Raw genomic sequence first — 26,255 nt, 5'->3', positions numbered from 1 at the left:
CCCGTTGTCCTGACGCTTTTTCCCGCTCCCCGCTTCGTCTGACCTGCGGCAATTTCAATGCCATCCTTTACGTTTTCCCGATATTGATGAGTGATTTTCATCACATCTCAGGAATATTCCGCAATCATCACCTAAACTTACTAATAAATTTTTGCCGGTTCGTTTCAGCTCCGGGAACAGAGAGCATGTATCACGCCGGCGCATGATGAGCATTTTTCAGGGATTTATATGGCAGAAAATACAAATGAAACCGTTATTACAGAAGAACCCAATACCCGGGAGATGGTAAGACAGCGCATATTTTTTGTCGTGCTGGTCGCCACAATGGGTGCGCTGGCCTTTGGCTACGATACTGGCGTGATTTCCGGGGCGCTGCCTTATATGTCCGCCTCGCCTGCAGAAGGCGGGCTTGGGCTAACTTCTTTTACTGAAGGTCTGGTCTCTTCCGCCCTGATTTTTGGTGCGGCGCTCGGCTCTTTCCTGAGCGGTTATTTTTCTGACCGTTTCGGCCGACGCCTGACCTTACGCAGTCTCTCTGTGCTGTTTGTCGCTGGCGCGCTGGGCACCGCTCTGGCGCCGAGCGTGCCGGTGATGGTGGCGATGCGTTTTTTACTCGGCATCGCCGTGGGCGGCGGCTCCTCGACGGTACCGGTGTTTATCGCTGAGATCGCCGGTCCTAAGCGTCGCGCGCCGCTGGTCAGCCGCAATGAGCTGATGATCGTGTCGGGCCAGCTTGTCGCCTATGTCGCCAGCACCTTGATCAGCTATCTGCTGCACGATCCACATATCTGGCGTTATATGCTGGCGCTGGCAACAGTGCCCGGCCTGCTGCTGTTTATCGGCACTTTCTTTGTCCCGGCTTCTCCTCACTGGCTGGTGTCTGAAGGCCGCATTAACGAAGCAAAAAGGATTTTGAAGACGCTCAGGGAGACACCGCGCGAGGTGCGCAAAGAGCTGGCGGAGATGAAAAAACAGGAGAAAGCCTCGCGTCAGGGGCCGCCGGTAAAAGAGCTGCTGCGTGAAAAGTGGGTAATAAGATTGCTGCTGACCGGTATGGGACTCGGTTTTGTCGCGCAGTTTACCGGCGTGAATGCCTTTATGTACTATACGCCGATCATTCTGAAAACCACCGGCATGGGCACCAACGCCGCTATCGCAGCGACCATCGGTAACGGCGTTGTGTCAGTGCTGGCGACCTTTGCCGGTATCTGGGCAGTCAGCCGCTTCGGCCGTCGTCACTTACTGATAACCGGGCTGATCTTTGTGATTCTGGCCCAGCTGTCGCTGGGTACGGTGCTGACCCTGCTGCCGCAGAACCTGACGCAAAGCTATCTTGCTCTGGCCTGCATTCTGGTGTTCCTGTTTTTCATGCAGATGTTTGTTTCACCGATTTACTGGCTGCTGATGTCGGAACTTTTCCCGATGCAAATTCGCGGCGTGCTGACCGGCACAGCGGTGGCTTTTCAATGGATCTGTAACGCCACCGTCGCCTTTTTGTTCCCGCTTACTCTGAGCATGATCGGGACTTATACCTTTTTCATCTTCGTGGCGATTAACATTCTCTCTCTGCTGTTCGTGTTTTTCATGCTGCCGGAGACCAAAGGCAAGTCGCTAGAAGAGATCGAAATCATGATGCGCGAGAAGTATGGCGAGACTGAAACAGAAGCGAAAGCTGAAACGGCGCAAGGTTAATCAATCAACCGGCAGACCGCCGTTACGGCCTGCCGGTGTATAAAAAAACCGCCTTGATGAAGGCGGTTTGTCGTTACGCTGTTAAGGCTCTTCGCTGGGATCGGGAACCAGCTCATCATCATCTTCGATGTACTCTTCATCATCGTCTTCGATGTCATCCTCATCGTCCTCGTCAGGCATCGCTTCGCCTTCCGCGTCGTCCGGTAAGGGTTCATCGTAATCAGGGCGCTCAGACATCATATCCTCCCGAAGCCCAACATGGGCTTATGAAGTGTAGCTGAAGGTTCCGACGCCAATGTTGTTGTCAGAGACAAAAACGCCCTGCGTTATCTCTGAAAGCGGGTTAGTGACACTGCCCGGTAACGGCATCTTGCCCCTGAGGACAAACATCAGTGTCTTTCGGCAGCACAGAAAAAATTTGCGATACGCACCCGGTAAGATAAAGGCATGCTACCAATATAAAAATAAATCTCATCGTCTTTCCTGCCAACGGCTTCATATGTTCTCAAACCAAGAGTCTCAAAGGGATTATAAACCACTGAGACGCCTGTCACGGGATTCAGGCAAAGGTAAAAGAGAAAAATCATGAAAACCCCGATTGCAAGGTTGCAGAAGGGGCCAGACGCGGCAGACTCGACCTGCAATCAGGTTAAGCCGCCGCGTTCCCTGTGGTGCTTTGCGGCGACACAGGGTCTGGCAGTCTGAGAGGGGAGTGAAACACCTGTGTTATATTAATCAGGTGTTTCACACTTATCAGATGTTTATTTCTATAAACACGTTTACTTGTTGAGAATAGTGCCCTGGTGTTGGCGTAAAAAAATAATTTTAATCTGAACTCAAATCTGTCGCTGCTGATGATATAGCGAATCCATTGCCTGAACATGAGCATTTTATCATCAAAACATTTGCAAAGATAATCAATTTTCACTACTGACAGCCGCCGCTATTTTATTATGGCTTAACGTTACTGTTTGTCGTAATTACAATAAATGGCGCACAACATTTTATTTTCACCGAATTTCATCCTGATGAAAATCAAAAAAACGTAATAAAACGCAAAGTATTTCAGAGGGTGCGGGATCCATTCCATCGGTCCTGCCGATACCTGAAACAGGAAGGCGCCGCAGCGGTTATGCGTTTTGTCACTATACTTAGTGGGTACGGTGAAAACGATCCCGCACCTGATTTTACTCATGACGGAGGAGTCATCTGATGACAGATAACATTACCGTTAATGCCAATATTGTGATTGGTGAGAGCGTTTTACAACTTATTGATGAGCAGCATTTGCCGGATAAAAATGCCCTTCTGGCGCACCTGGTCTGGCAGGCGGAGCATGAGAGCGACGATACGCGTTTGCTGGCGCTGTGGCAGGCACGGCGACGGCTACATCCCGCAGCGCAGAATTCACGTATCCGCCAGCTCTATGCCTCGACATCAGCGCAAAGCCGTTAGCCTGCCCTGCTCTGCCCTCTCTTTCAGCCTGTCTGCGCCTTTTAAGCCGCCTTTCCATTAGCCTGATCCTTAAAACGTCAGGGGAGCGCAATCTCTGCTTTAGCAAAGCGTTGCCTGTCCTGTTATCAGTAATGCTGATAACAGGACAGAGCAGGATCCGCAGGTCTCCCCTGGCGTTACGGCGCGTCACGAACCTACAGCGCATCCAGCTGCGCTTTCACCTCCTCCGCTAAAAAGTCCAGGGTTACATCTTCCTGCCACTCATCCCGCTCAAGCGTGACGTTATAACGCGTTTCAATCTCAGCGATGATGCTGGTCAGGGCCAAATCATCCAGACCGAGATCTTTTTTGATGTAACTTTCAGCGCGAATCGTGTCAGGCTCGCTTGCTGTTTCGCCAGCAACAATGCTGTGAAGCTGTGCGAAGATCGCTTTTTTTGCATCAGTCATAGGCTATGCCTCCTCGGGAAGAGTGAATAAAGGTTGTCAGAGATCCAGGTATAGCAAAGCATTGCATTCAGCAGGCGAACCAGCACAACAGATGCCCGGACGATCCGCTGCCCGACGCAGCGCTTTACGCATTTTTTACATCGGGTTGCCTGAAGCTTTCGCCCGCCATGCCGAAAATCACTGATGGTTAAAAGATGTTTTTTGAGGTGGGTATGTGGTTCGGCCTGGATGAAATAGAAAAAATGACCTGGCGCACGCAGGCGCAGCTGCGCCTGGCGATTGAGGCGGGCATACTTGAAAGCCGCGTGACCGAGACGGGACGCACGGAAGTGTCGCTGCAAAGCGTATTGCGCGCCTATGCCGGTACCGCCTTGCAGCGCAAGCCGCAGGATTACGCCACCAGCAGGATTGAAGCGCAATGGGGTTGGCTCTGGCGCCGATCCAGTGAGTAATTCAGCCCGATTCGGTAATAGCTTCATCCCTGATTGCCGCCCGGTTGCGCCCGCCGCGCTTGGCCTGATAAAGCGCCGCGTCAGCGCCCTCTTTGATCTGCAACGCATCTGACTCCTTTTCACGACCCTGCATCGCATAACAGCCAGCGCTGATCGTTACCCTTTTCTCCGCCAGCGCGCTGCTTTGATGGGGAATCGCCGCGTTATACACCGTGTTGACGGCGCGCCAGGCGAGATTCAGCGCATCCTGCCGTTCCGTATCAGGCAGGACGATAGCAAACTCTTCTCCGCCGTAGCGCGCCACCAGATCGGTTTTGCGATGCGAGATCTCTTTCAGCACCGCGCCGACCTGCATCAGGCAGCGATCGCCCGCGACGTGACCGTAAGTGTCGTTATAGTGCTTGAAGTAATCAATATCGATCATCACCAGCGACACAGGCTTACCGGTAAAAGCTGACCGTTTCAGATTTTGCGTCAGGAAAAGATCAAACTGTCTGCGGTTCGCCAGACCGGTCAGTCCGTCCAGCAGCGCCATGGCTTGCAAGGTCTGGTTGATCAGGGTGAGTTCATCTTTCAAATCGGTAAGTTCGATCTGATTTTTCACATTGGTTCTGACCTGCCTGAGCACCATCACGCTCATGATCAGAATGATGATAAACAGCGCGCCGTTAAGCACCACGTCGGGCAGGCTGTTGTTTAACCAGCGCTTCCAGAGCGCCGGTCGGTCAAAACCCGCCGCCACGATTATTGGATAGTGTTCGGAACGGGCGTAACCGAAAATACGCGGGATACCGTCCAGTGCGGAACGCCAGGTGCCTTTGCCCCGGTTCGCCTGCATTAACTGAGTGGTGAAAAGCGGACTGGCTGAGATGTTGCGGTTAACGAACGACTCGGAAAAAGGACGCACATAGAGCGCCGTGCCGTCATCCAGGATCAGTGCCAGCAGATCCCTCTCTCCCAGCTCAAAGAAGCTGTAAAAGTGATGGAAATAGTCCACGCGTACGGTGGCCAGCACAACACCGCTAAACCCGCCCGCCGAATCGCTCAGGCGCAGCGATACCGGAATCACCAGATCGCCGGTATTCCGACTGTGAATAACGTGCCCGATATGTATGCTGCCCTGCGGATTGTTGCGGTGATAGTGGAAATATTCTCTATCTGCGTTATTGATGTTGGTATGAATTTTTAACCCCGAGGTCGCAATCCATTTGCCCTGGGCATCATAAACAAACAGTCCGTGCAGCTGAGGCAGCCTGCTTTTCATCTCCGCCAGAATGGGATCGAGCTGAGCCGTATTGATGCTGGCTGGATTGCCATCAGGGATGGCGTTTTTCACCATGCGCAGCGTGATTTCGGTTTGCAGAAAAGTATCTTCTGCCTGACGCGTCTGGGAAATCGAGAGGTTAACCGCCAGGTTCTGCGCATCATAAATAACCTGCTGCCAGGAGCGATTCAGGGTCCAGAGACTGAAAAACAGCACGGCAATCAGAAGGAACAGCAGATAACGCGTCATGCTTCTGCCAAGCGATGAGTGAAGCGCAAAGTTTGCAGAAAGTTTTTCACGAATCTTCATGGGCTAATCTATCGCAGACCAGGTGTTATCTTCAGATTCAGTTTGCTCATCATTGCCGAACGGTAGCGCACCGATCGCTTGCAAACAGTCAGGAAAAGCGCTGAGCCAGCCCGATTTATCGTCTCCCCGCAGCAATCCCCTCAGCCACTCCGCTGGCTCCGAGCGCGTTTGCGCCATAAACCAGAGCGGATGATGTTCTCCCACATCGATCAGATTTTCTGTGGCCGTAAAGTCATAGGCTTCAATCTGGCAGTTTGCGCACTCGGTTTTCAAAAACCGGATAAAGCGACTGAGGTGTTCGGCTTCTTCTGCATTCAGCGCTGCGCGCAATTGAAACTGCTGGCGGATATAGCCGCAGCTGAAGTGCTGGTGTTCATTGTCGTAACGGATACAAAGCAGCGTGCCATCAAGACGGCCGCCGCTGATGCGGATCAGGCGAAACACAGCGTGTTCATTATCCCGCTCACCAAGGAAAAAGGCGTGATAGCGCCCTTCCAGGGCTTCCCAGGGAAACATCGTGCCCGCCCCGCTCAGCAGCCAGCTTTCTGAACAGTTAAAGCGCAGGGAGATACGCCGCAGCAGATCGAACGAGGCGGCTGCGCGACCATCGATGCAGTCGAGCAGATTAGCAGGCGAATCTTCGCCGATAGCCCGCGCCAGATGGGGAACGTCATGGCGTCCGCCCTGCGCGAACACCTCGTCCTGACGCAGGCGAACAAAAAGCTGGGCGATGCGCTGTCCCGTTTGCCGCTGCCAGCGCTGACGAGTCGATTCCGGCGCGGCAGTGGTTAAAGGTTGCTGCAGCGAAGCAGCATACTGCTGCAGAGCAAAACGGATCTCCGCCTCCGTTGAACGGTGATGTTGCACGGCAGCGTCGGCAAGCAGCTGATGAACAGGATCGGACAAGTTGCGAATGGTAATTCGGGCCATGAAAAATCACTCTCCCTTAGCGGATGATTATTCTTCAGTATGGCAAATTTTATCTGATTCATTCACAGCCGCCGTGGGCGCGTTGTAAAACCGCGACAATCGCACTCTGGTTACGCCTTTTATTGCAGTTTATTTCCTGAAACGCCAACCTGATTATTTCGATCGTATGATAATGTATTGAATGTCCCCTTTTGCAGAACCAGGCTTATATACCATGCTGTCGACGCTGATTTACCGGAGCCGCCTGAATCCCGAGATTGATTCAGGCGATCTGGATCAAATTGTTTTTAATGCTCAACGAAATAACGAAAAAATTGCGGTTACGGGCATCCTGCTCTTTGACGGCGACTATTTTTTTCAGATTCTGGAAGGTCCTTATACTGAGGTAAATGCTTTATATCAGGCCATTTGTCAGGACCCCAGACATAACAACATTGTTGAATTAATGCGTGATTATGCTCCCATGCGCCGCTTCGGTAATCTGGGCATGGAGTTATTTGACTTACGACATTACAAACAGGAATTTGTATTAGATGCCGTGCTGGCGAAGGGGACGTCAAAATATAATCTGACCTATGACGACAGGGCATTTAAATTTATCCGTACCTTTGTCGAAGGCCGCTGGCGGGATCAGGTTCAGGACGTCAGCGAAGCGCCGGACTGGCAGTTTATCGCAGAAAATTCGCCTTTCCTTCCGGTCACCGATGCCATATCCCGCGGTCAGCCCTGTGAGTTTGCGCTGCAACCCATCGTAGAGCCTTTGCAATACCGCATCAGTTCACTGGAGGCGCTGATACGCAGCCCTGGCGGCGGCGCGCCGGCGGAATATTTTTCCACTATCGCGAAAGATAAAATCTACGAGGCGGATCTGCAGTCAAAAGCCTATGCGCTTTCGCTGGCGCAAAAAATTGGACTTGGCAACCACATGATTTCTATCAATTTACTGCCGATGTCTTTGGTGATGGTGCCGGGAGCGGTAGAGATGCTGCTTGCACAGATTGCCCGTAACGGTCTGGTGCCGGAACAGGTGATTGTGGAAGTCACGGAAGACGAAGTTATCTCACGTTATGACGAGTTTGAAACGGCTATCCGCCAGTTGCGATCGGCGGGCATCAGCCTGGCGATTGATGACTTCGGCTCCGGGTTTGCCGGTCTTTCACTGCTTTCCCGCTTTCAGCCAGATAAAATCAAAATCGATCGGCAGATTATTACCGATGTGCATAAAAGCGGGGTCAGGCAGGCGATCGTTCAGGCGATTGTAAAATGCTGCTCTTCGCTGGAGATATCGGTGGTGGCCGAAGGGGTAGAAAAACCCGAAGAGTGGTGCTGGTTAGAAGCGGCAGGCATCCGTCATTTTCAGGGATACCTGTTTGCCCGGCCCGAGCTGAATGGCGTTTCACCCGTCTCCTGGCCCAGAAAATCCCGGTCATGATGTTGATGCGAGGCAGCCTCTGCTGCCCTTGTGTTCGTCTTCTCTGACAGCCTGAATCATCTGTTAAATATCCTTACCCGCCACGGTTTTTCTCCGTAAAAATGCAACCTGCGTCACAGATTTATATCAAGTTTTCCCGGCGGCTGCCGATTTAGTGAGCCTCGACGAGCGGAAACCATGCGTTTTGTATTCATCGAGCCGGGTCGTTTCACTTAAATGCGCCTGCTTAATGTGAATATAACTCAACGCTCGCGACAACCAGTTGGAAAGTAAACATTTAACACAGCGAAACTTCGCGGAATAAATGGAATTTTACCAATCCGCGTTGCTGCATTCTTGTCTGAGGGATACATGTAATGGCATTTGTGAAAAATATGAAAGTGGGCGTCCGTCTCGGCGCAGCGTTCAGCTTAGTCATCCTGCTTTTGATTATTGTGAGCGCAACGGCAATCATGAAAACGGGGCGCATTAACACGGCTGTTGATAGCATCATCAACGATCGTTACATCAAAGTTAGGCTGGCGTTTGACGTGCGCGATGGCGTCAATGATCAGATCAAATATCTGCGTGGTATGGTCATCGACACCCCAAGACCACAGTTCAATGCAAAACGTTTTGGTCAGCTTGATGACGCAACCAAAAAAACCAATGAAGCGATTGAAAAAATATCACAGCTGCAGGTGACGCCGGTCGGGCAGAAAAAAATCCAGGCAGTGAAAGATGTTGCCCAGGCATTTGAAAACGCCAAACAGGAACTGATCGCTCTGATTCGTTCCGGTAATAGCGACGCCGCGGCAGAGTACGCGCTGAGAAAAATCACCCCGGCGCAAAACGCCTTTCTGGATTCCGTGGTGAAGTTTGCTGATTCGCAGTCGCAGCAGTTACAGGCTGAAGGCGCGCAAGCGCTTAAGGATGGCACCACCGCCATCAACATTACCTTTATTTTTTCCGGTCTGGCCGTGATTGCCGCCATTATTCTTGGCCTCTTCCTGACCCGCTCGATTGTTCGTCCGCTGCGTGAAGCGGTCAGCATTGCCGAAAACGTCGCGTCGGGCGATCTGCGCACCCTGATCCGCGTTACCTCCTCTGACGAAACCGGGCAACTGATGCATGCGCTGAAAAACATGAATGACAATCTACTTAAAATCGTCACGGAAGTGCGCACGGGCACCGACCTGATCGCCACCGCTTCCAGTGAGATTTCGGCGGGCAATATGGATCTCTCTTCACGCACCGAGCAGCAGGCAAGCTCGCTGGAAGAGACCGCCTCCGCGATGGAGCAGATGACCTCAACCGTGAAGCAGAACGCGGACAACGCGCGTCAGGCCAATCAGCTGGCGGCGCTGGCATCCAACGTGGCGGTTCAGAGCGGCGACGCGGTGAAACAGGTGGTCAGCACCATGGAGATGATCAATACCTCCTCGAAAAAGATTGTCGATATCATCAGCGTGATTGATGGCATCGCCTTCCAGACCAATATTCTGGCGCTGAACGCGGCAGTAGAAGCGGCCCGTGCCGGCGAACAGGGACGCGGTTTTGCGGTTGTGGCTTCTGAAGTACGCAGCCTGGCGCAGCGTTCTGCCTCCGCCGCCAAAGAGATCGCGCAGCTGATTGAGGACTCGGTTGCTAAAGTCGATGAAGGCGGTAAACAGGTTGCCAACGCCGGCTCCACCATGGAAGAAGTGCTTGCCAGCGTGAAAAGCGTAACGGAAATTATGGGCGAGATCTCCATCGCCAGTTCTGAGCAGAGCACCGGTATTGACGAAATCAATACCGCCATCACTCAGATGGATCAGGTGACTCAGCAAAACGCGGCCCTGGTTAACCAGTCTGCGGCAGCCGCGCAGTCCATGCAGGAGCAGGCGGAACAGCTCTCGCAGGCCATGCGTGTGTTTAAAGTGAACGAAACCGTTCATCAGTCAGAGCAGGCGATAGCCTGATCTTCACTCCGGCCCACCGGCCGGAGTTTTCTGCCCCACCCTGATGATTGATTAACCTCGCGTCAGGCTGCCCGGAGAAGAGGGCGACGATTCACCGCGCTATAGTCGGCCGTTAGTATGGTTCAGCCAACACAGGGATCCTACCAGGAAAACGCTCACGGAGGCGCGCATTTTTAACGTGTGACGCTCCTTGTCCGCAACATATATATTTTTACAACGTTATTAATAATTCAACACTATTATCAGGCTTATCGGTCCATTTAATAATAAATTTCGTAAAATATCACTGCTGCGATAAGCTATTTTCGCCTGCTTTAATATCGTCCCCTCCTACAAATAATATAAAATGTATTTTTAATACACCTACGACCACACTAATTGCTCAAGAAAAAGTTTTGCAACTTCCCATTTATTATATAGATTTGCCCGGTGGCGTTCAGCCACATCGTAACGAATGGTGCTTTGCATCGCCTCTGAAGGTGATGTGGATTTCCACTTTCAGAGGTTATTTTTACCGAAGCATTATTGCGTAGCGGCACCGCAGCGCTCCTTTTCCGGCCGTGCCCGATTCTGTGCGTTGAATTTCATGAGGCTTACCTATGCACTTCCTTGTTACTGAAGAGTCTCACCTCTCCGACTATCTGAAGCACGCCGGCCCACAGTTTCATGATGAGAAGGATGTTATTTTTTCTTTATTTAACGAACTTTCCGGCGCGCAAAGCCAGGTCAGTAATAAAGACATTATTCTGAGCCTGTTGAAAAAGCTGGAAACTGAGTCGGATATGGTAAAGCTGGATATTTACCGTAAGGCGCTGGAAATCGTTGTGCAGCGTACCCCTGACGATGTGGTCTTTTGATCGCCTCACAAAAAGAATTATTCAGCCCGATAATTTTCTCTGCTCCCTGTTGCGCGGTGGATTTCTCTCTTTTTAGCGCAAGGGCTTTTCTTCTGAACCCTTCCGCGCCCGATCCTGCTAACGCCCATCTGAGCTATCTCAGCGCGCAACTGCGCATTTTTTAGCGCATTACTCTGTGTCCAACCCTGCTCTTCCGCTTACCCAGTTGTAAACGCCGCGCTACCTTCTATATTTCGATATCCGACCGGGTTTCAGAGGAAGTGGTATGCGATTCAAAGGTCTTACAAAGGGATTTTTCATCCTGATACTGTTTATTGTCACATGGGCTTTTTTTAATATTCTCGGGCCTTATTACTCAGCGGTGTTGTGGTCCGCCATCCTCGCCGTGATTTTCCATCCAATGAAAAACCGCTTCAGAATGTGGCTGGGTGAAAGAAACGGCCTCGCCTCGCTGTTAACCGTGCTGGTTATCTGCCTGATCGTTTTCACACCGCTGGCTATCGTCGCCTCATCGCTGGCCGTTGAGTTCAACGTGGTTTACAACAACCTGCAACACGCCAACACGCCGCTGCCGGTCATCCTCGCTGATATCCTGCAACATCTTCCAGACTGGGCGCGGAATTTTCTGGCGCAGCACGATTTCGATAATGCGGCTGATATCCAGCAAAAGCTTTCCGGCGTTGCGTTACAGACCGGGCAGTATCTTGCTGGCAGCGCTTTTCTGATTGGCCGCAGCACGTTCAGCTTCGCCGTGGGCTTCGGCATCATGCTTTATCTGCTGTTTTTCCTGCTTAAGGATGGCGCACATCTGGTAAACCTGATTCTTGAGGCGCTGCCATTATCAAAATATGTTAAGCACCATCTGTTTATGAAGTTTGTCGCCGTGTCGCGAGCCACAGTGAAAGGCACCATCGTGGTCGCTCTGGCGCAGGGCACGCTTGGCGGCCTCGCCTTTTGGCTGACGGGCATCGGCGGCAGCCTGTTGTGGGGCGCGCTAATGGCTTTTCTCTCGCTTATTCCTGCGGTGGGGTCGGCGATTATCTGGGTGCCTGCCGCTGTTTACTTATTTGCTTCAGGTATGTTGTGGAAGGGACTTTTCCTGGTGGGGTTTTTCGTGGTGATTGTTGGCCTGGTGGACAATTTTCTTCGTCCGCTGCTGGTGGGTAAAGACACCAAAATGCCGGATTACCTGATCCTTATCTCCACCCTCGGCGGCATGGAAATTTACGGTATCAATGGCTTTGTAATCGGTCCGCTTATCGCCGCGCTGTTTATCGCCTGCTGGAACCTGCTATCCGGTCGCGATCATCCAGGAAATGCGGATGAAATTGATGAAGAATTTATCGAAGAGGGAAGAAATTTTCCTGATTTATAATGGCACTCATGAGCGGATGCGTCCGCTCTTTACCCGCTTTACTTTATTGCAAAAGCTGTACAACTCCCTGTTGTGTCCGTTCAAAAAATATCAAATATTTCACCTTGCACTTTCCCCTTTAATTACATTTATATCAACAAGTTACTTAATAATCCCGGTAACATATTATTAATTTAATTGAAAAAATAACTGTACACTTTTTTCTATTTTGTATAACTTAACCGCCAATAACGCACCGCCTGTTTTTTAACCTGACCATGAGGGCGCCGATGATGCACCAGCAACGAAGGACACCTGAAGCCGGGCATGAAATGGCGCACTATTTTGACATGACAAACAACGCCATTCCCACTCAGCAGGAAACATTGGGACAGATCGTCACTGAAATTCTTCGTTCAGGTAAATCAGTGGATCGGAAATCAATTTGTTCAAAACTGCTGGTAAGGCTTGAACAGGTCTCCGATGCGGAAATGGAAAAGCATTACCATGACCTGCTCGCTCTGGTTTTGGGACGCGAATAACGATTAATATCATGTGCTGGCTGCGGCCAGCCTTATTAAGCCTGTTTTAATTTTGTTTATGCACAATCTCAGCAAAGCTCTCCTGATTTCGGCTTGCCTGTTTTTGCAGAAAACAGCGCGAACCTGAAAACGCCTGGTTACTCCTTTTTATGGCAGCGTTTTCCTCCTTCTGGTACGCCGCCATAGCCCGGTAATAATCAGCTATCGTCAACACCAGCACAGGAGAGGATTTGGATAACGAAGAATTAAAGAACATACACACAGCCCTGGGAGAAGCGGTCATGTCCCTGCTGGAGAGTCAGGGTGTCCTGAATAATCATGCTATTCTGGAAAGATTAGATCAGCTTGCTGAAACAGAGACGGATGCCGCTAAAGCGATATCCTGGTGGAAGGCAAAAAGTTTATTCAGGCACATTCCGCAGTCAGCCCCAGGACAGCGTCCCACAGACGCCAGCAGCGCTGACGCAAAAATCGTCAGGATGCCGCCTAACCGTTCCGGTTTCAGAAGAACGCCGATCGGAGACGACGACAGTTACTGATGACTTACCGACCGGCAGGATTATGCCCGACAGTGGCAACCTGCCGGTTTATTCCGGCCCACCGATTCATCCGCCAGCGTTTACACACCCTCAGAATATCTGCAAAATACCCCTCCGCCCAATCCGGGCAACGCCTGAACGTACAGATTTAAAGCTTTTTACGAGATAGTGAATAATGAAGCACCCAGAGAAAAAATCATCCCTGAGCCATAACAATAATGACGGCTATACAGAAGCCGCTACGGCAGAACATGCCAGCCTGAAAACCCAGATTGACCTGCTGCTGGAAAAGCTGGAAACCGTCCAGGAGCTTAATGACGACTAGAGTGTCCGGACAGCAGAAATCATCGCTGTGCTAATACGGCGAGCTAACAGGCTCGCCGTTGTTGTTTTTATTGGCTGACGGAAGCATGTTTCTGCTTTGAACGGCTGTTATCGCTCTCCTGGCAGGAGAGTCAGAACGTCACCCAGTTATCGGCAGATGCGGGCAGCGCCGACGGTTTACGAGCCGGTTGCGGTTTTGGCACCAGGCTGCCGCTGGCATGCTTTGTCGGATCCGCGCTCCCGGTACCCGCGCCTTCATTCAAGCGAAACACGCTGACAATTTCCTGCAAACCTTGTGACTGATCCTGCATCGAAGCGGCGGCAGCGGCAGACTCTTCCACCAGCGCAGCGTTTTGCTGAGTGGTGGCATCAATCTGGCCCATCGCGATATTGATCTGCGCAATGCCGTCGCTCTGCTCCTGACTCGCGCGGGCAATTTCATTAATCAGTTGTGCCATATTCTGTACGTTGCTAACAACAGAGATCATGCCTTTATCGGCTTTCTCCACCAGCGTGCGGCCTGCGGAGATACGAGAAACAGAGTCGTCAATCAACGCTTTAATTTCCCGTGCGGCGGAAGTTGTGCGTTGTGCCAAAGTGCGCACTTCACCCGCCACCACGGCGAAACCGCGTCCAGACTCCCCGGCACGTGCCGCTTCTACGGCAGCGTTAAGCGCCAGGATGTTGGTCTGGAAGGCGATGCCGTCAATCACCTGAATAATGTCTGCCATGCGCGAGGAGGAGTCATAAATCTCCTGTATCCGGATGGAGACATCGTTCATGACCGCGCCGTTTTCTTTTACGATAGTGGTGGTTTCGGTCACAAACTGAGAGGCCTGAGCGGTGTTACCGGCAGTATTATTGATGGTGGCGGTAAGCTCTTCCAGCGTTGCAGCGGTCTCTTCCACACTTGCTGACTGTGCTTCGGTACGGGCGGAAAGATCATGGTTGCCGGCAGCGATTTCACTGGCGGCGGAGGCGATATTGTCAGAGCCTTCACGCACCTTGCGCACGGTATTGCGCAAACTGTCGGCCATATCCCGCAGCGCCTGCATCAACTGGCCGAGCTGGTCACGCGACTCTACCTTTACATCCACCAAAAGGTTACCGGAGGCGACTTCACGCGCCACTTTCACGGCAGACAACAACGGACGGGTGATGCTGCGGGTAATAAATAATGCCAGCAGCGCACCCACTATTAATGCGAAAATCCCTAACGTCATCAGCGTCCATATCGCCACAGAACCTGAAGATTGAACTTCAACCCCGACTTTATCAATCAGCGTCTGCTGGTGATTGACCACGGCTTTGACCGCGGCTGAATACTCTTGCATTGCCGGAAGCAGACGGGTGCGAATCAATTCACTGGTTACGGCATTATCGCCCTGCGCGCTGACTTTCAGCACCTCTTTACGCGTGTCTGAATATGTCTTACGTATCTCGCTGACGGCTTTCATCAGCGCCTTGCCACGCTCCGTGGTAACCCTGCTCTCAAGACTTTTCTGAACTACGCTGGCGCGTTCAGAGTTCTTTTTCATTTCGCCGATCGCATACTGTTTTATTCCGGCATCCGGCGTAGTCATGACTACCAGTCCAAGCGCGCCATTGGTCTCGATAATAGATAACCATTCGGTAGAGAGTCGCTCCCGGACAAGATAATCGCTTGTCACCGTATCCATGGCCTGCGTTATTCCACGCAGATAGCTGACCCCGGCCACAGACATGATAATGACCAGAATAAGCACAAGCGAGAATCCTGCCCCCAGACGTTTACCTACGCTCAAGTTCTTAAATTTCATTTTTTCTTCACCAGCGCTTCATAGAAATGAAGCTGATAGATATAAACATCTGGTGGAAACATACGGTACTTTCAGCCGCAGGCCACAACCAGTGACGAGACAGATCATCTTCTGTCTAATCAGGTATCGGTGCGTTGCCCGTGAGGTTTACATGACAAATGGAAATAATTAGTCACAAAATGTAACTAAAACAGGTTAAACATGCCTCTGCATATTCAGAGACAAGCGCTATACAAGGCAAAACAACAAGTTAAATTTTACGCTATTCAGAAAAGAGTTCTGTAAAAAACAGGGATTAACCTGATAAGCAAGGAAAAAACGAACACACTCCACGTGATTTTTTTACGGATGCAGGTGATGCTTTAACCCTGCGCCAAACATACGATCCATATTTGGCAATCACACATGCTTCATGGGTCAAGATAAGAAGGACTTCTTTTTTCTTCTGTCTCAATTTCGTGTAAGTCATCTTGCATGAGGTTTTCTCGTAAAGAAACCCAATCAAGTGCTCCGCCCACTGCGGAGCAGGACCAAGCCATTAAGATTCATCTACAAATGATCGTAGAGCCTACATACTGACAAGAACTACCATCTGAGCCAACTAAACTGCTGCCAACCTGGCTGTAAGATGTTGTCCCTGAACCATAAGAATAAGATTGAGGTTGCGGCGCAGAATAAGACTGGCTTTGCTGCAACATTTGTTGTCCTGCGTTCTGGAATGATTGTCCGGTTTGTTGTAACTGCTGATTTAGTTGTGCCATCTGCATTTGCTGATTCATTTGCTGCATTTGGTACATCTGCATGTCACCTTGCGTCATTGCCTGTCTGTAGCCTGTGTTGTTGCCGTCTGCATCCATACACATGATTGTGCCAGGTTCAACCAATCGCATTGATCTGCAATTATCATCCCCTGCCATATAGTAAGCGCCTTGATAGTAATTAGGCATAGCCTGACGCGCGCATCCAACCAGCATTAATGACAAAGCCACTATCGCTAAAATTCTTTTCATCGTGATCCCTGAAAATTTAAAAGAGTATTCTTATGGAAAAAAAATAATCTATGAATCGTAAGAAAAAGTAAATTCTCAATGCATTAATTTTGCTGGACATAGGACGACAAAACGCTGTGATGGGGTACTAACCGCCAAATATTCATCAGCAACAGCGTCGTGCTCTTCTTTGGTGAGACCCTTTTGCTCCGGATACCTGTCCGTCAGCAGCATCTGAAATTCCGTCGTTGCTCAGCCTCTTCCCGGCTCATGTCAGGATGAGTACGGGCCGGAATAAGAAACTGCGCCATCAACAGAATGTCAGTAACCGCCATTGCGTCCTTAGGCAACCATCAACAATGGGTGTTCGTATATCGTGAGAGCAGCACACCTTCGGATGGCACCAAAACGCCGGTAGTAAGAAAAATGCGCTACGACGCGAACAAATCATGGAAAGCTGCACTTCGACGGGCAGGCATAGAGGATTTCCGTTTTCATGACCTGCGACACACTTGGGCGAGTTGGTTAGTTCAGGCTGGGGTGCCACTGTCCGTTCAGCAGGAAATGGGTGGATGGGAAAATATCGAGATGGTTCGCCGGTATGCACACCTGGCTCCAAATCACCTCACTGAGCATGCGAAGCAAATTGACGCAATTATGGGGGCTTCTGTTCCAAACCTGTCCCACATGCTAAAAGTGGAAGGTATGAATGATGGCTAAACCATTAATTTAACTGGTGCCGGAAACAGGAGTCGAACCTGCGACCTTCGCATTACGAATGCGCTGCTCTACCAACTGAGCTACACCGGCATATCGGCGGGAACTACGGGGCACTAAACTAGAAAAAAGCGCGAGGTGAGTCAAGGGGCAAGCCATGCGATTGCTGATTTTGCCAGCAATTTGCACAGGGAACGGCTTTTTCCCCTGCCCTGCAAACAAAAAAGGCGAGGCCGTAGCCTCGCCAAAACGTGCCGATCATCAATCGTAATAGGGGATTTTGTGATCCACGCCATTGATATTGACCAGCACAAAGCCTGTCGGCGTGGTTTTATTGGTCGGCGTTCCTGCCGCAGTAGCTATCGTCAAGACTCCTTTTTCATTAGCGCCAATCCCCGCCGTGCCGTTATGCAGGCCAAAACGCAGCTGCGGCTTCAGCGTGCCCAGAGTGGTGGTATCGGTTACCACAGAAAGGTCGGACTGGAACAGCGAGCAGGAACCGGTATCGAAACGCGTCGGACCGGTGGTTTTCAGGTTGAACATGGTGTCGCCGCTGTTGGCCTTGAGTTTCACCCAAATTACCACGTAGGTCGTCCCTACCCGGTTGTAACGCATATCCGCTACCGCAGGCGTGCCCTCGTGGTGCGCATCCACCCATACCGTGTCGAGACGCTGCATATTGACAATGGTTTTACCCGAGGCCGCCGAGGTAACCGGGCTGCCTGCGGTGCCGGACGGCGCGGTGAGATCTGCCTTGCCGATCATCTCCATTACCCACTGCTGGTTCGCATTCGGGAAGAAGAACTGCCCGACGCGATACCAGTTATCCGTGGCGGTATTGTTGGTGATCTTAAAGCCGCTGTAGTAACCCGCCGCCAGAGAGCCGGTAATCACCGTGCCGTAGCTCTCTTCCCGACGATAACCATACTCAAAGGTGGAGAGCCATTTGCCTGAAACCAGGTCGTTGGAAATTTTCGCGCCGGATTGCAGGTTAATCTGGCGCATAATGACGCGGGCGTTATTCAGATTAAAGGCTGAACCACAATCCTCAATGTTCAGCGTATCAATGGTCCAGCCGCCATCGGAAAGATCGCCCGGATTGCGCGTATGTTCAATCCAGACGTTACGCATTATACCCTGCGTCACACGCGGCATATAGAGCGTGGCGTCGCCGTAACCGGTTTGAAAGTTACAGTTAGAGATCTCGATCGCCGTGGAGTGGTCCCAGTTGCCGTTCGGCGAGCTTGAATAGCCCACGTCAAAGACGCGCGAGTAGGTATTCAGGGTGTAGATCTGGTCAAATTTACTGTCGAGGGTGTCGAGCAGTTTAAAGACGGTGCCGCCGGTTTTCTGCGCGCGGAAGCAGTTGATGTTCACCGTCTCGCCTTCGGTACAGGTGTTCTCAAAGAATGGCTGCGTATTGCTGACCATCGCGGCGGTGATGGTGCCGGTATTGGTGGCGGTATCCGCTGTCGCCTGGCCGTTCCACGAAATACCTTTGATTGCCGTGCGGCGCGCATCGACCTTGAATACCGGGCTGGCGCTTTTGTCAGAGATGATGGTGGTACGCGGCAGTGAGCCCAGCTCCTGATCGTCGCCCATCAGGCCGAAGAAGGCGATTTCCGAGGCGCTAAGGTCGATGGGCTTAATCAGAAATTTCCCGCCGGGAAAGCGCACCGGCAAATCAGTCACGCTGGTGTTATAGCTTTGCGTCCAGCTGAGCATACGGTTAAAAGCGTCAGTATCATCCGTTGTACCATCGCCTTTGGCACCGAAGTGCAGAATATTTACCTCGGTGGGATCGTTAATGGTGCGCTTCCAGTAGAAGCCGTTACCGATAGCAACCGTACCACCGTCGTCCGTCAACACCGTGGTGCTGAGGAAACCGACAAAATCACCGCCCCCGCGGAAGCTGGAGTCTTTGTCATAGTAACGCTTCAGGACAGCGATGTCGCCCGACTTGCTTGGTGTGGTGGTGCGCAGTTCAGCAAAAGAGTTCACTTCGATCATAAATTCCTCCTCAGGAATATCAGAATGATTTCGCTCTGTGAAGCAGAGCTAAGGGTTGGATAAAGCTCAGGATTTGGCCGACCGGCCACAAAGCAGATCCCACATTTGGTTGTGGGTGTTAATGGCGCGTACGGTGCGGATATCCATCACCTGCGCGTCATTGGCATGGGTATAAATCGGAGAAAAAAGCACACAGGCTGAATCGGTGATAGCCACCGGCTCAGGGCTGGTTATATTTCGACTGCTGCAGCTTGTCACGAGCGGCAGCATCATCAAGATTGCTATTGTCCGCTTCCACACGTTTCGCCTCCTCACGGTGTTGCTGTTGTTGTTGCGCCACAGCGGCTACTTGCGCCGCCTGCTTTTGCGCGTTCGCGCTATCGGCCTTCGCCTGCTGCTGAACCTTGCCGATTTTCTTGCCGCCAAAATAGCTGGCGCCGAGCGCTACAATCACCGCGCCGAGCGCCGCCAGCCAGTGCCAACCACCGGCAAACAGAGTGCTGAGAAGCGTTATCATTGGCTGCGCTCCAGATTCTGTTTCTCCTTCAGCAGATTTTTCTGGCGGACAAACTGCGCAATCACGCCCATCGCCACCATAAAGGCGCCGATCATGCCGAGGTAATTATGGGGAATGTAAGATTTCACATCTTCCGGCAGCCCGCTCCAGGCATTCAGCGCCTCGCCGGGAAACGACTGCACCCAGGCGCTGAGCGCCGAACCCAGCGACGCCAGCCATACCGACCAGGTCTTAAACAGTAGCCGGGCATGAGAAACAAATTGCAGGGTGGTGAAGCGTTGCAGCAGCAGCAGGATAATGATGACCACCAGCACCAGGATGAGAAATTGTGTCCAGTTCATAGCAGCCCCCGGTAAACGTCATAAGTGCCGGTGCGCATCACTTCCGCATGACGGCGCGCCCGCCCTGGAGTCTGGCGCGCCCAGAGGCTGTTGAGCATGCTGTCTGCCGCAGCGTTGAAGTCCTCACGGGCGATCATGCTCAGCGCGTCTTTGAACTGCGCCAGACCGTCCACGCCAAGCTGGTAGGCCATGCTGTAGAGCACGTCGCTGCGCGCGCCGTTGCACTTTGCCAGCGCCTGGCTGATGGCGGGTCGGGTCTGCATCTCCCGCGCTTTTCCTTCCAGGATGCACTGCTTCCAGGTATCCCCCACCACGCGCGGGACTCGAAACGCGTAGTTACTTAACGACGCGCCTTTGGGACCGATGCGGATCCCCCCGGCCACCGTCGGGAAGCCCTGCGTATCGAGATAGGGGGCTTCCACATAACCTTCCTCAAAATTCAACATGGCAATAATCTGGCTCATAGCGATTCCTCTTTTCAGGGCACAGTCAATCAGCCACACTGCGCAACGTGGCGAAAATCCGAATTCATAAATCTCACTGTTCAGTTCCGGTGGAAACTGGATGCACCGCGCGCCCTGACGATGCAGTCAGGCTGAACAGTAAGCCGTAAGGATGCGTTCCAGCAGTAGCTGGAATCAGTCAGAAAAAGAACGCCGGACGGCGTCGGTTAAGGCCAGCTTTTAGCGCACGGCATAGAGATGCACATGCGGCAAACAGCAGTTATCGGGACTGGGTTTATCGGTGATACGTTGAGGGGTTGCCTTCACGGCGCGATCGACGCGGGGAACAATGGGCCGCTGGCAGATTCGTTCCGCCGTGCGCAACGTAATGTTCTCCTGCTCGACGCCAAAGGCCTGATCGATACTGAGCTTGAGACCACTGAGGGCCTGTCGCCGCCGGTGGCGACGGGTGCGTGCATTACCAACAAACACTGTCTTGCCATAGTGAATGATCGCCATAACTCCTCCTGTGAATGAGTCTTTGGCGATGGGGTGGCATGCACGTGCTTTCGGTTAACCGAAGAGCCCCGGATATTTCCAGCCCGCAATCACGCTCAATCCGCCCGGCTGTAAAAACAGCCAGGTGTGGATTAAAGATCGGAGAACGGGCAGTCATCTGACGACGCTGCAATTTGCGCATCCACCCCATCCCAAAGCCTACTGACTTTTGAGTGGTTCGTGTCGCGCTTGTGCAGCGCCTCAATTGTTCAAGAGCGGTTCATCCATGAAGAGTCGTGATGTCTCATCCATGTTCAAATTATTAACAGGTTCTTATGCTTTATCAAACACTGTCAGTTAATTTTTTATTTACTGTTAGTTAAATTTTTGAATTTCTGCCGTTTTATTTTTTTCGATCGGAGTGAGAAAACGGGTATCAGAGGCGAGCTAGCCCAAAATCTGGTAGTCGCGCGTCTGGCTCATGATGACTTTGGCGTGTACCTGTAAACAGGCCGCCTCCTCCGTGGAGAGGTACCAGGTTTCGTAGCGTTTGTTATCTGAAATCACAGCGATTTTCCTGTGCTGTAGCTGGAGCCGCTTCAGATAGAGCTGATTATCAAGGGTAAAAATGTAGATGCCGTCGCCGTCAAACATGCGCACGCTGATATCGACAAAGATTTGATCGCGCGGCGCAAAGGTGCCGGCCATCGAGTCGCTGTTGATGGCAATCAGACGAATATTTTCTGCTGGTCGGCCATTGAACAGCACGCGCGCTTCGTCAACGCCATATTCAATAGCCTGAATCGTCTCGATAAATTCGTCGCGAGCGTGGATGCCCTGCGCGGTTTTTTGGCCGATATCGAGACTTTCAACACGGTAAGCGCCGTTTTTTCCCGGCAGCGGATGCAGCGCAACCGGTTCAGCGGGCTTCTCCATACCGTACTGTAGCCACTCGACCCGTACCCCCAAAAGCTGGCTCAGCGCCAGAAGGTTGGCGTTATCCGGGATGGACTGGGCATTAAACCATTTCCATACGCCGGGCGTTGAGATCTGACACCCCAACTGCTGCAACGCCTTCGCAACCTGTTTGTTTCGTCCATGTCCGACAATTCCCGCGCTATCGCAAGCGGCAATCAGCCTGGCAGTAAAAGCTTGTCTCGTACTCTCTTTTTTAACCATTAGTTAATAATCTGCCATAGGAAAGGTACTGAATGTTATTTTCATTTTTGCTACCAGTTCATTTTATATTACCGTCTGTTTACCACCCAACAGCTTTAGTAAAGCATTACTGCTGTTAATTATCCGCGCCAGAGGTGGACAGACCAGACAAGATCGTCAGAAACGGAGAACAGATAACGCTTTCCAGGATTGTTCTGTCAGCCAGCGTACAAAAAATGATCAATGCGTTCGTACTCTGCAGCCGCAAAAGAAGAAAAAATAAACTCGGGGTAAAAAATTCTAAAAATAACTGGATCTGAAAAACAGGCATATAAAAAAACGGGCGTCCGTCTGGACACCCGTTTATTAAGCAGAAGGGAAATTATGCCCTCAGCGTATCGTCGCCCCAGGCAATCCATTTATAGGTCGTCAGCGCTTCCAGCCCCATCGGACCGCGCGCATGCAGCTTCTGGGTGCTGACCGCCACTTCGGCGCCAAGGCCAAACTGGCCGCCGTCGGTGAAGCGAGTGCTGGCATTGACGTAAACCGCCGCCGAGTCCACCTGATTAACAAAGCGGTTAGCATGCTGAATGCTGCGTGTCAGAATGGCATCCGAGTGCTGCGTGCCGTGCTGACGAATATGGGCGATCGCCTCATCCATATCCGCCACCAGTCGCACGTTGAGATCGAGCGACAGCCACTCATCGTCGTAGTCGCCCTGTTCCAGTGCCACCACGCTGGCCGGTCCCTGTTGCAGCAGCGGCAGCGCACTTTCTGCCGCATGCAGCGGAATATTTTCCTGCGCCATGCGGGCGCTGAAGGCGGGCAGAAAGCGTTCGGCGATCGCCTGATGCACCAGCAGCGTTTCCAGAGAATTACAGGCGCTGGGCCGCTGCTTCTTGGCGTTGACGATCACCTCCAGCGCCGCGTCGGTTTCCATCGTCTCATCAACAAAAATATGGCAGACGCCAATGCCGCCGGTGATCACCGGAATGGTGGAATTTTCCCGACACAGCTTATGCAGCCCGGCGCCGCCGCGCGGGATCAGCATATCGACATAGCGATCCAGCTTCAGCAGCTGATTCACCAGCTCGCGATCGGGATTTTCGATCGCCTGCACCGCCGCCGTCGGCAGGCCATGCTGCTGCAGGGCATTCTGGATCACCCGCACCGTGGCGCCGTTGGTGCGCCAGGTCTCTTTGCCGCCGCGCAGGATCGCCGCATTGCCGGTTTTCAGGCAGAGCGACGCCACATCCACCGTCACGTTAGGGCGCGCTTCGTAAATCACTCCCACCACGCCCAGCGGCACACGACGACGTTCGATGCGTAGTCCGCTGTCGAGCTGGCCGCCATCGATCAGCTGCCCCACCGGATCGGCCAGACGGCAGACCTGGCGCACATCGTCGGCGATCGCCTTCAGGCGCGGCGCATCAAGCATCAGGCGATCCAGCAGCGCGGCGCTTAAACCGTTCTGCCGGGCATCCGCCAGATCCTGTTCGTTTGCCGCGAGGATGTCAGCGCTCTCCGCCTCCAGCCGATCGGCAATCGTCAGCAGCACCTGATTTTTTTCGGCGCTGGTCAGTTCAGCCAGTTGATATGACGCGGCGCGTGCCGCTTTTCCCATTTGCTCAAGCATTGCTCGCTCCTTAACTGACGATCATATCGTCGCGGTGAACCGCCACCGGACCATACTCATAACCGAGAATGTCGCTGATCTGCTGGCTATGATGACCGGCGATCATGCGCATCGCGTCGCTGTTGTAACGTGAAACGCCGTGGGCAATATCGCGCCCGCTCAGGCTGCGAATGCGGATCACCTCGCCGCGGGAGAAGTTGCCCTGGATATCTCGAATGCCTTTTGGCAGTAGCGAGCTGCCGCGCTCCAGAATGGCGGCCAGCGCCCCGTCATCCACGGTAAGCTCGCCCGCTGGCGGCGCGCCGAAGATCCAGCGCTTGCGATTCTCCAGCGGCGTTTGCAGCGCGTGAAAGCGCGTGCCGACCGGTTTGCCGCTAATCACATCGTCAATCACGCCGCTGCGGCTGCCCGCCGCGATGATCACGTCAATGCCGGCGCGGCAGGCCACGTCAGCCGCCTGCAGTTTGGTCGCCATGCCGCCGGTGCCCAGGCCGGAAACGCTGTCGCCCGCCAGGGTGCGCAGCGCGTCGTCAATCTCATGCACGTCGCTGATAAGCGAGGCCTGCGGATTTGTGCGCGGATCGGCGGTAAACAGCCCCTGCTGATCGGTCAGCAGCAGCAGCTTGTCGGCCCCCGCCAGCATCGCAGCCAGCGCCGACAGGTTGTCGTTATCGCCTACTTTGATTTCAGCGGTCGCCACGGCGTCGTTCTCATTGATCACCGGCACGATATGGTTGTCCAGCAGCGCGCGCAGCGTGTCGCGCGCGTTTAAAAAGCGCTCGCGATCTTCCATGTCGGCGCGGGTCAGCAGCATCTGACCAATATGGATACCGTAGATCGAGAACAGCTGTTCCCAGAGTTGAATCAGACGGCTTTGCCCCACCGCAGCTAGCAGCTGCTTTGAGGCGATGGTAGGCGGCAGTTCAGGATAACCGAGATGTTCGCGTCCGGCGGCCATCGCCCCCGATGTGACGATAACGATACGATGGCCCGCCGCGTGCTGCTGAGCACACTGGCGCACCAGTTCCACCATATGCGCGCGGTTCAGCCGACGCGATCCACCGGTGAGGACGCTGGTTCCCAATTTGACCACAAGGGTCTGACTGCCACTCATGCTTTCCTGCCGTATTAAAAAATTTCTGCGAACGGACGTTTTATCAGGAGTCAGGGCGGAAGCCAACTGCCAGCAGGGGAAAAGCGCAAAAATGGGCCGACAAGCGGGTAGACTAAAAGTTCAGGATTAACAAGAAACCGGAAAAAATGTCATAAAACTGTCATCGCCAACAGGTAAAAAGTCCGTGTTTTTACAACAGCTTTCACAAGCGAACAAAATTTTACTCATTGGGAATGATTGCAAATGAAGAAGAACACACTGGCACTGTTGGTATCGGCATTGGCACTGACTACCACAGCACATGCGGCAGAAGTTTATAACAAGAATGGCAATAAACTGGACTTCTACGGCAAACTGAAAGCCATGCACTATCTCAGCGACAATGACGGGGTTGATGGCGACCAGTCTTATGTTCGTATCGGCTTCAAAGGTCAGACGCAGATCAACGATCTGATGACCGGCTACGGTCAATGGGAATATCAGTACAACCTGAAAAACTCTGAAGGCAGCGATGCCAACAACGGCAACAAAACCCGTCTCGGCTTTGCTGGCCTGAAATTCGGCGATTACGGCTCTATCGACTATGGCCGTAACTATGGCGTGCTGTATGACGTGGAAGCCTGGACCGACGTATTCCCGGAATTCGGCGGCGACGGCACCGCGCGTTCAGATAACTTCATGACGCAGCGCACCACCGGCGTAGCGACTTACCGCAACAACAATTTCTTTGGTCTGGTAGATGGCCTGCGTTTCGCCCTGCAGTATCAGGGTAAAAACAGCTCCGACAACGGCAACTCCCGTACCGATATCACCAAACAGAACGGCGATGGTTACGGCGCATCGCTGGGCTACACGCTGGGCGACACCGGTATCAGCGTAATGAGCGCCATTACCTCCTCAGACCGTACCAATAACCAGCAAGCTGCCGCCTACGGCAACGGCGACAAAGCCAGCTCCTGGGGCGCAGGCGTTAAATATGATGCGAACAGCGTCTACCTGGCGGCGATCTACACCGAAACACGCAACATGACGCCGGTTAGCGGCACCAACCGCATTACCGGCACATCCGTGAGCGGTGCAGCGAACAAAGCGCAGAATATTGAACTGGTAGCGCAATATCAGTTTGATTTCGGCCTGCGTCCGTCTCTGGGCTACGTCCAGACCAAAGGCAAAGATATTGAAAACGGTATCGGCGATGAAGATCTGGTGAAATATATCGATGTGGGCGCGACTTACTACTTCAACAAAAACATGTCCGCCTTCGTAGATTACAAAATCAATCAGCTGGATGACGACAACAAGCTGTCGCTTAACAACGATGACGTTGTCGCGGTAGGTATGACCTACCAGTTCTGATACTCGCTGCGTCACCCGCGACAACCGCTGCAACCCCCTGATTGCTGCGCAACGGTTGCTGCCGGGTCTGACGCAGCACCCTCAACAATGTGTCTAACAACGCAAGGGCGGACTCCTCATCCGCCCTTTTTTCTTTAT

General features: G+C 52.5%; 26 protein-coding genes, 1 tRNA gene and 1 pseudogene. 12 read left to right on the top strand and 16 right to left on the bottom strand.

Features of this window, described 5'->3' with window-relative positions; translation table 11 throughout:
• Positions 1 to 147: 147 nt before the first annotated feature.
• Positions 148 to 1,692, top strand: coding sequence for a sugar porter family MFS transporter (locus tag ABU178_RS05280; RefSeq protein ID WP_397215694.1), 1,545 nt, complete (start codon positions 148 to 150; stop codon positions 1,690 to 1,692).
• Between the two features lie 81 nt (positions 1,693 to 1,773).
• Here the strand turns inward: ABU178_RS05280 and ABU178_RS05275 are convergent, their stop codons facing one another.
• Entirely contained in the window at positions 1,774 to 1,929 is a 156-nt protein-coding gene (locus ABU178_RS05275) for a hypothetical protein (protein ID WP_397212691.1), read from the bottom strand.
• A 975-nt stretch (positions 1,930 to 2,904) separates the two neighbouring features.
• Between ABU178_RS05275 and ABU178_RS05270 the strand changes: the two genes are divergently transcribed.
• Positions 2,905 to 3,147, top strand: a complete 243-nt coding sequence (locus ABU178_RS05270; protein WP_397212689.1) for a hypothetical protein — start codon at positions 2,905 to 2,907, stop codon at positions 3,145 to 3,147.
• A gap of 194 nt (positions 3,148 to 3,341) precedes the next feature.
• Here the strand turns inward: ABU178_RS05270 and ABU178_RS05265 are convergent, their stop codons facing one another.
• A complete protein-coding gene (locus ABU178_RS05265; protein WP_397212687.1) occupies positions 3,342 to 3,596 on the bottom strand; it encodes an acyl carrier protein in 255 nt (84 codons plus the stop codon).
• Between the two features lie 194 nt (positions 3,597 to 3,790).
• Between ABU178_RS05265 and ABU178_RS05260 the strand changes: the two genes are divergently transcribed.
• Positions 3,791 to 4,048 (top strand): hypothetical protein, encoded by a 258-nt coding sequence (locus tag ABU178_RS05260; protein WP_397212685.1) that lies wholly within the window; start codon positions 3,791 to 3,793, stop codon positions 4,046 to 4,048.
• Between the two features lies 1 nt (position 4,049).
• Here ABU178_RS05260 and ABU178_RS05255 read toward each other — a convergent pair whose 3' ends face one another.
• Positions 4,050 to 5,621: a diguanylate cyclase gene (locus ABU178_RS05255; RefSeq protein ID WP_397212683.1), complete on the bottom strand. Its 1,572-nt coding sequence runs from the start codon at positions 5,619 to 5,621 to the stop codon at positions 4,050 to 4,052.
• 3 nt (positions 5,622 to 5,624) lie between these two features.
• Entirely contained in the window at positions 5,625 to 6,551 is a 927-nt protein-coding gene (locus tag ABU178_RS05250) for a FitA-like ribbon-helix-helix domain-containing protein (RefSeq protein WP_397212681.1), read from the bottom strand.
• 214 nt (positions 6,552 to 6,765) lie between these two features.
• On the opposite strand from ABU178_RS05250, the gene ABU178_RS05245 reads away from it, so the two are divergent.
• The 7 genes from ABU178_RS05245 to ABU178_RS05215 all read left to right on the top strand — a co-directional run bounded on the left by ABU178_RS05245 (position 6,766) and on the right by ABU178_RS05215 (position 13,540).
• Complete coding sequence (locus ABU178_RS05245) at positions 6,766 to 7,983, top strand: diguanylate phosphodiesterase (protein ID WP_397212679.1); 1,218 nt, start codon at positions 6,766 to 6,768, stop codon at positions 7,981 to 7,983.
• A 356-nt stretch (positions 7,984 to 8,339) separates the two neighbouring features.
• Entirely contained in the window at positions 8,340 to 9,923 is a 1,584-nt protein-coding gene (locus tag ABU178_RS05240; protein ID WP_397212677.1) for a methyl-accepting chemotaxis protein, read from the top strand.
• 599 nt (positions 9,924 to 10,522) lie between these two features.
• Complete coding sequence (locus ABU178_RS05235; RefSeq protein ID WP_397212676.1) at positions 10,523 to 10,780, top strand: biofilm/acid-resistance regulator YmgB/AriR; 258 nt, start codon at positions 10,523 to 10,525, stop codon at positions 10,778 to 10,780.
• Positions 10,781 to 11,045: 265 nt separating this feature from the next.
• Positions 11,046 to 12,155, top strand: a complete 1,110-nt coding sequence (locus ABU178_RS05230; protein WP_397212674.1) for an AI-2E family transporter — start codon at positions 11,046 to 11,048, stop codon at positions 12,153 to 12,155.
• A 272-nt stretch (positions 12,156 to 12,427) separates the two neighbouring features.
• Positions 12,428 to 12,676 carry a regulatory protein YcgZ gene (ycgZ, locus tag ABU178_RS05225; RefSeq protein ID WP_397215692.1) on the top strand — a complete coding sequence of 83 codons (249 nt, stop codon included), beginning with the start codon at positions 12,428 to 12,430 and terminating at the stop codon, positions 12,674 to 12,676.
• A gap of 230 nt (positions 12,677 to 12,906) precedes the next feature.
• Positions 12,907 to 13,215, top strand: coding sequence for a hypothetical protein (locus tag ABU178_RS05220; protein ID WP_397212672.1), 309 nt, complete (start codon positions 12,907 to 12,909; stop codon positions 13,213 to 13,215).
• A 175-nt stretch (positions 13,216 to 13,390) separates the two neighbouring features.
• The gene (locus ABU178_RS05215; protein ID WP_397212671.1) at positions 13,391 to 13,540 is read left to right on the top strand and encodes a hypothetical protein; all 150 of its coding nucleotides are present in this window, start codon (positions 13,391 to 13,393) and stop codon (positions 13,538 to 13,540) included.
• A gap of 130 nt (positions 13,541 to 13,670) precedes the next feature.
• On the opposite strand, the gene ABU178_RS05210 is transcribed toward ABU178_RS05215, so the two are convergent.
• Both ABU178_RS05210 and ABU178_RS05205 read right to left on the bottom strand, forming a co-directional pair.
• On the bottom strand, positions 13,671 to 15,338 hold the full coding sequence (locus tag ABU178_RS05210) for a methyl-accepting chemotaxis protein (protein ID WP_397212668.1): 1,668 nt from the start codon (positions 15,336 to 15,338) through the stop codon (positions 13,671 to 13,673).
• A 545-nt stretch (positions 15,339 to 15,883) separates the two neighbouring features.
• Positions 15,884 to 16,348, bottom strand: a complete 465-nt coding sequence (locus tag ABU178_RS05205; protein ID WP_397212666.1) for a hypothetical protein — start codon at positions 16,346 to 16,348, stop codon at positions 15,884 to 15,886.
• Between the two features lie 321 nt (positions 16,349 to 16,669).
• Here ABU178_RS05205 and ABU178_RS05200 point away from each other — a divergent pair.
• Positions 16,670 to 17,047 (top strand): annotated as a pseudogene (locus tag ABU178_RS05200) (site-specific integrase); the annotation flags it as partial.
• Positions 17,048 to 17,061: 14 nt separating this feature from the next.
• Here the strand turns inward: ABU178_RS05200 and ABU178_RS05195 are convergent.
• The 10 genes from ABU178_RS05195 to proB all read right to left on the bottom strand — a co-directional run bounded on the left by ABU178_RS05195 (position 17,062) and on the right by proB (position 24,761).
• Positions 17,062 to 17,137: transfer RNA gene (locus ABU178_RS05195), tRNA-Thr, on the bottom strand.
• 168 nt (positions 17,138 to 17,305) lie between these two features.
• Entirely contained in the window at positions 17,306 to 19,054 is a 1,749-nt protein-coding gene (locus tag ABU178_RS05190; RefSeq protein ID WP_397212664.1) for a glycosyl hydrolase family 28-related protein, read from the bottom strand.
• A gap of 66 nt (positions 19,055 to 19,120) precedes the next feature.
• Positions 19,121 to 19,270 (bottom strand): hypothetical protein, encoded by a 150-nt coding sequence (locus ABU178_RS05185; protein ID WP_397212662.1) that lies wholly within the window; start codon positions 19,268 to 19,270, stop codon positions 19,121 to 19,123.
• 4 nt (positions 19,271 to 19,274) lie between these two features.
• Entirely contained in the window at positions 19,275 to 19,568 is a 294-nt protein-coding gene (locus ABU178_RS05180; RefSeq protein WP_397215690.1) for a hypothetical protein, read from the bottom strand.
• Complete coding sequence (locus ABU178_RS05175) at positions 19,568 to 19,912, bottom strand: DUF7940 domain-containing protein (RefSeq protein ID WP_397212660.1); 345 nt, start codon at positions 19,910 to 19,912, stop codon at positions 19,568 to 19,570. The genes ABU178_RS05180 and ABU178_RS05175 overlap by 1 nt, the downstream gene beginning before the upstream one ends.
• Entirely contained in the window at positions 19,909 to 20,376 is a 468-nt protein-coding gene (locus ABU178_RS05170) for a lysozyme (protein WP_397212658.1), read from the bottom strand. The genes ABU178_RS05175 and ABU178_RS05170 overlap by 4 nt, the downstream gene beginning before the upstream one ends.
• Positions 20,377 to 20,595: 219 nt before the next feature.
• Positions 20,596 to 20,874 (bottom strand): transcriptional antitermination N peptide, encoded by a 279-nt coding sequence (locus tag ABU178_RS05165; protein ID WP_397212656.1) that lies wholly within the window; start codon positions 20,872 to 20,874, stop codon positions 20,596 to 20,598.
• 426 nt (positions 20,875 to 21,300) lie between these two features.
• The gene (locus ABU178_RS05160; RefSeq protein ID WP_397212654.1) at positions 21,301 to 22,032 is read right to left on the bottom strand and encodes a S24 family peptidase; all 732 of its coding nucleotides are present in this window, start codon (positions 22,030 to 22,032) and stop codon (positions 21,301 to 21,303) included.
• Between the two features lie 361 nt (positions 22,033 to 22,393).
• Positions 22,394 to 23,647: a glutamate-5-semialdehyde dehydrogenase gene (proA, locus tag ABU178_RS05155; protein ID WP_397212652.1), complete on the bottom strand. Its 1,254-nt coding sequence runs from the start codon at positions 23,645 to 23,647 to the stop codon at positions 22,394 to 22,396.
• 10 nt (positions 23,648 to 23,657) lie between these two features.
• On the bottom strand, positions 23,658 to 24,761 hold the full coding sequence (gene proB, locus ABU178_RS05150) for a glutamate 5-kinase (RefSeq protein WP_397212650.1): 1,104 nt from the start codon (positions 24,759 to 24,761) through the stop codon (positions 23,658 to 23,660).
• Positions 24,762 to 25,004: 243 nt separating this feature from the next.
• Here proB and ompC point away from each other — a divergent pair, with 243 nt between their 5' ends.
• Complete coding sequence (gene ompC, locus ABU178_RS05145) at positions 25,005 to 26,117, top strand: porin OmpC (protein ID WP_397212648.1); 1,113 nt, start codon at positions 25,005 to 25,007, stop codon at positions 26,115 to 26,117.
• Positions 26,118 to 26,255: the final 138 nt, after the last annotated feature.

This window comes from Pantoea osteomyelitidis (assembly GCF_044342975.1).
Taxonomy (GTDB): Bacteria; Pseudomonadota; Gammaproteobacteria; order Enterobacterales; family Enterobacteriaceae; genus Pantoea; species Pantoea osteomyelitidis.
Note: the sequence above shows the minus strand (reverse complement) of the source record. Positions and strands in the feature narration are given on the sequence as shown.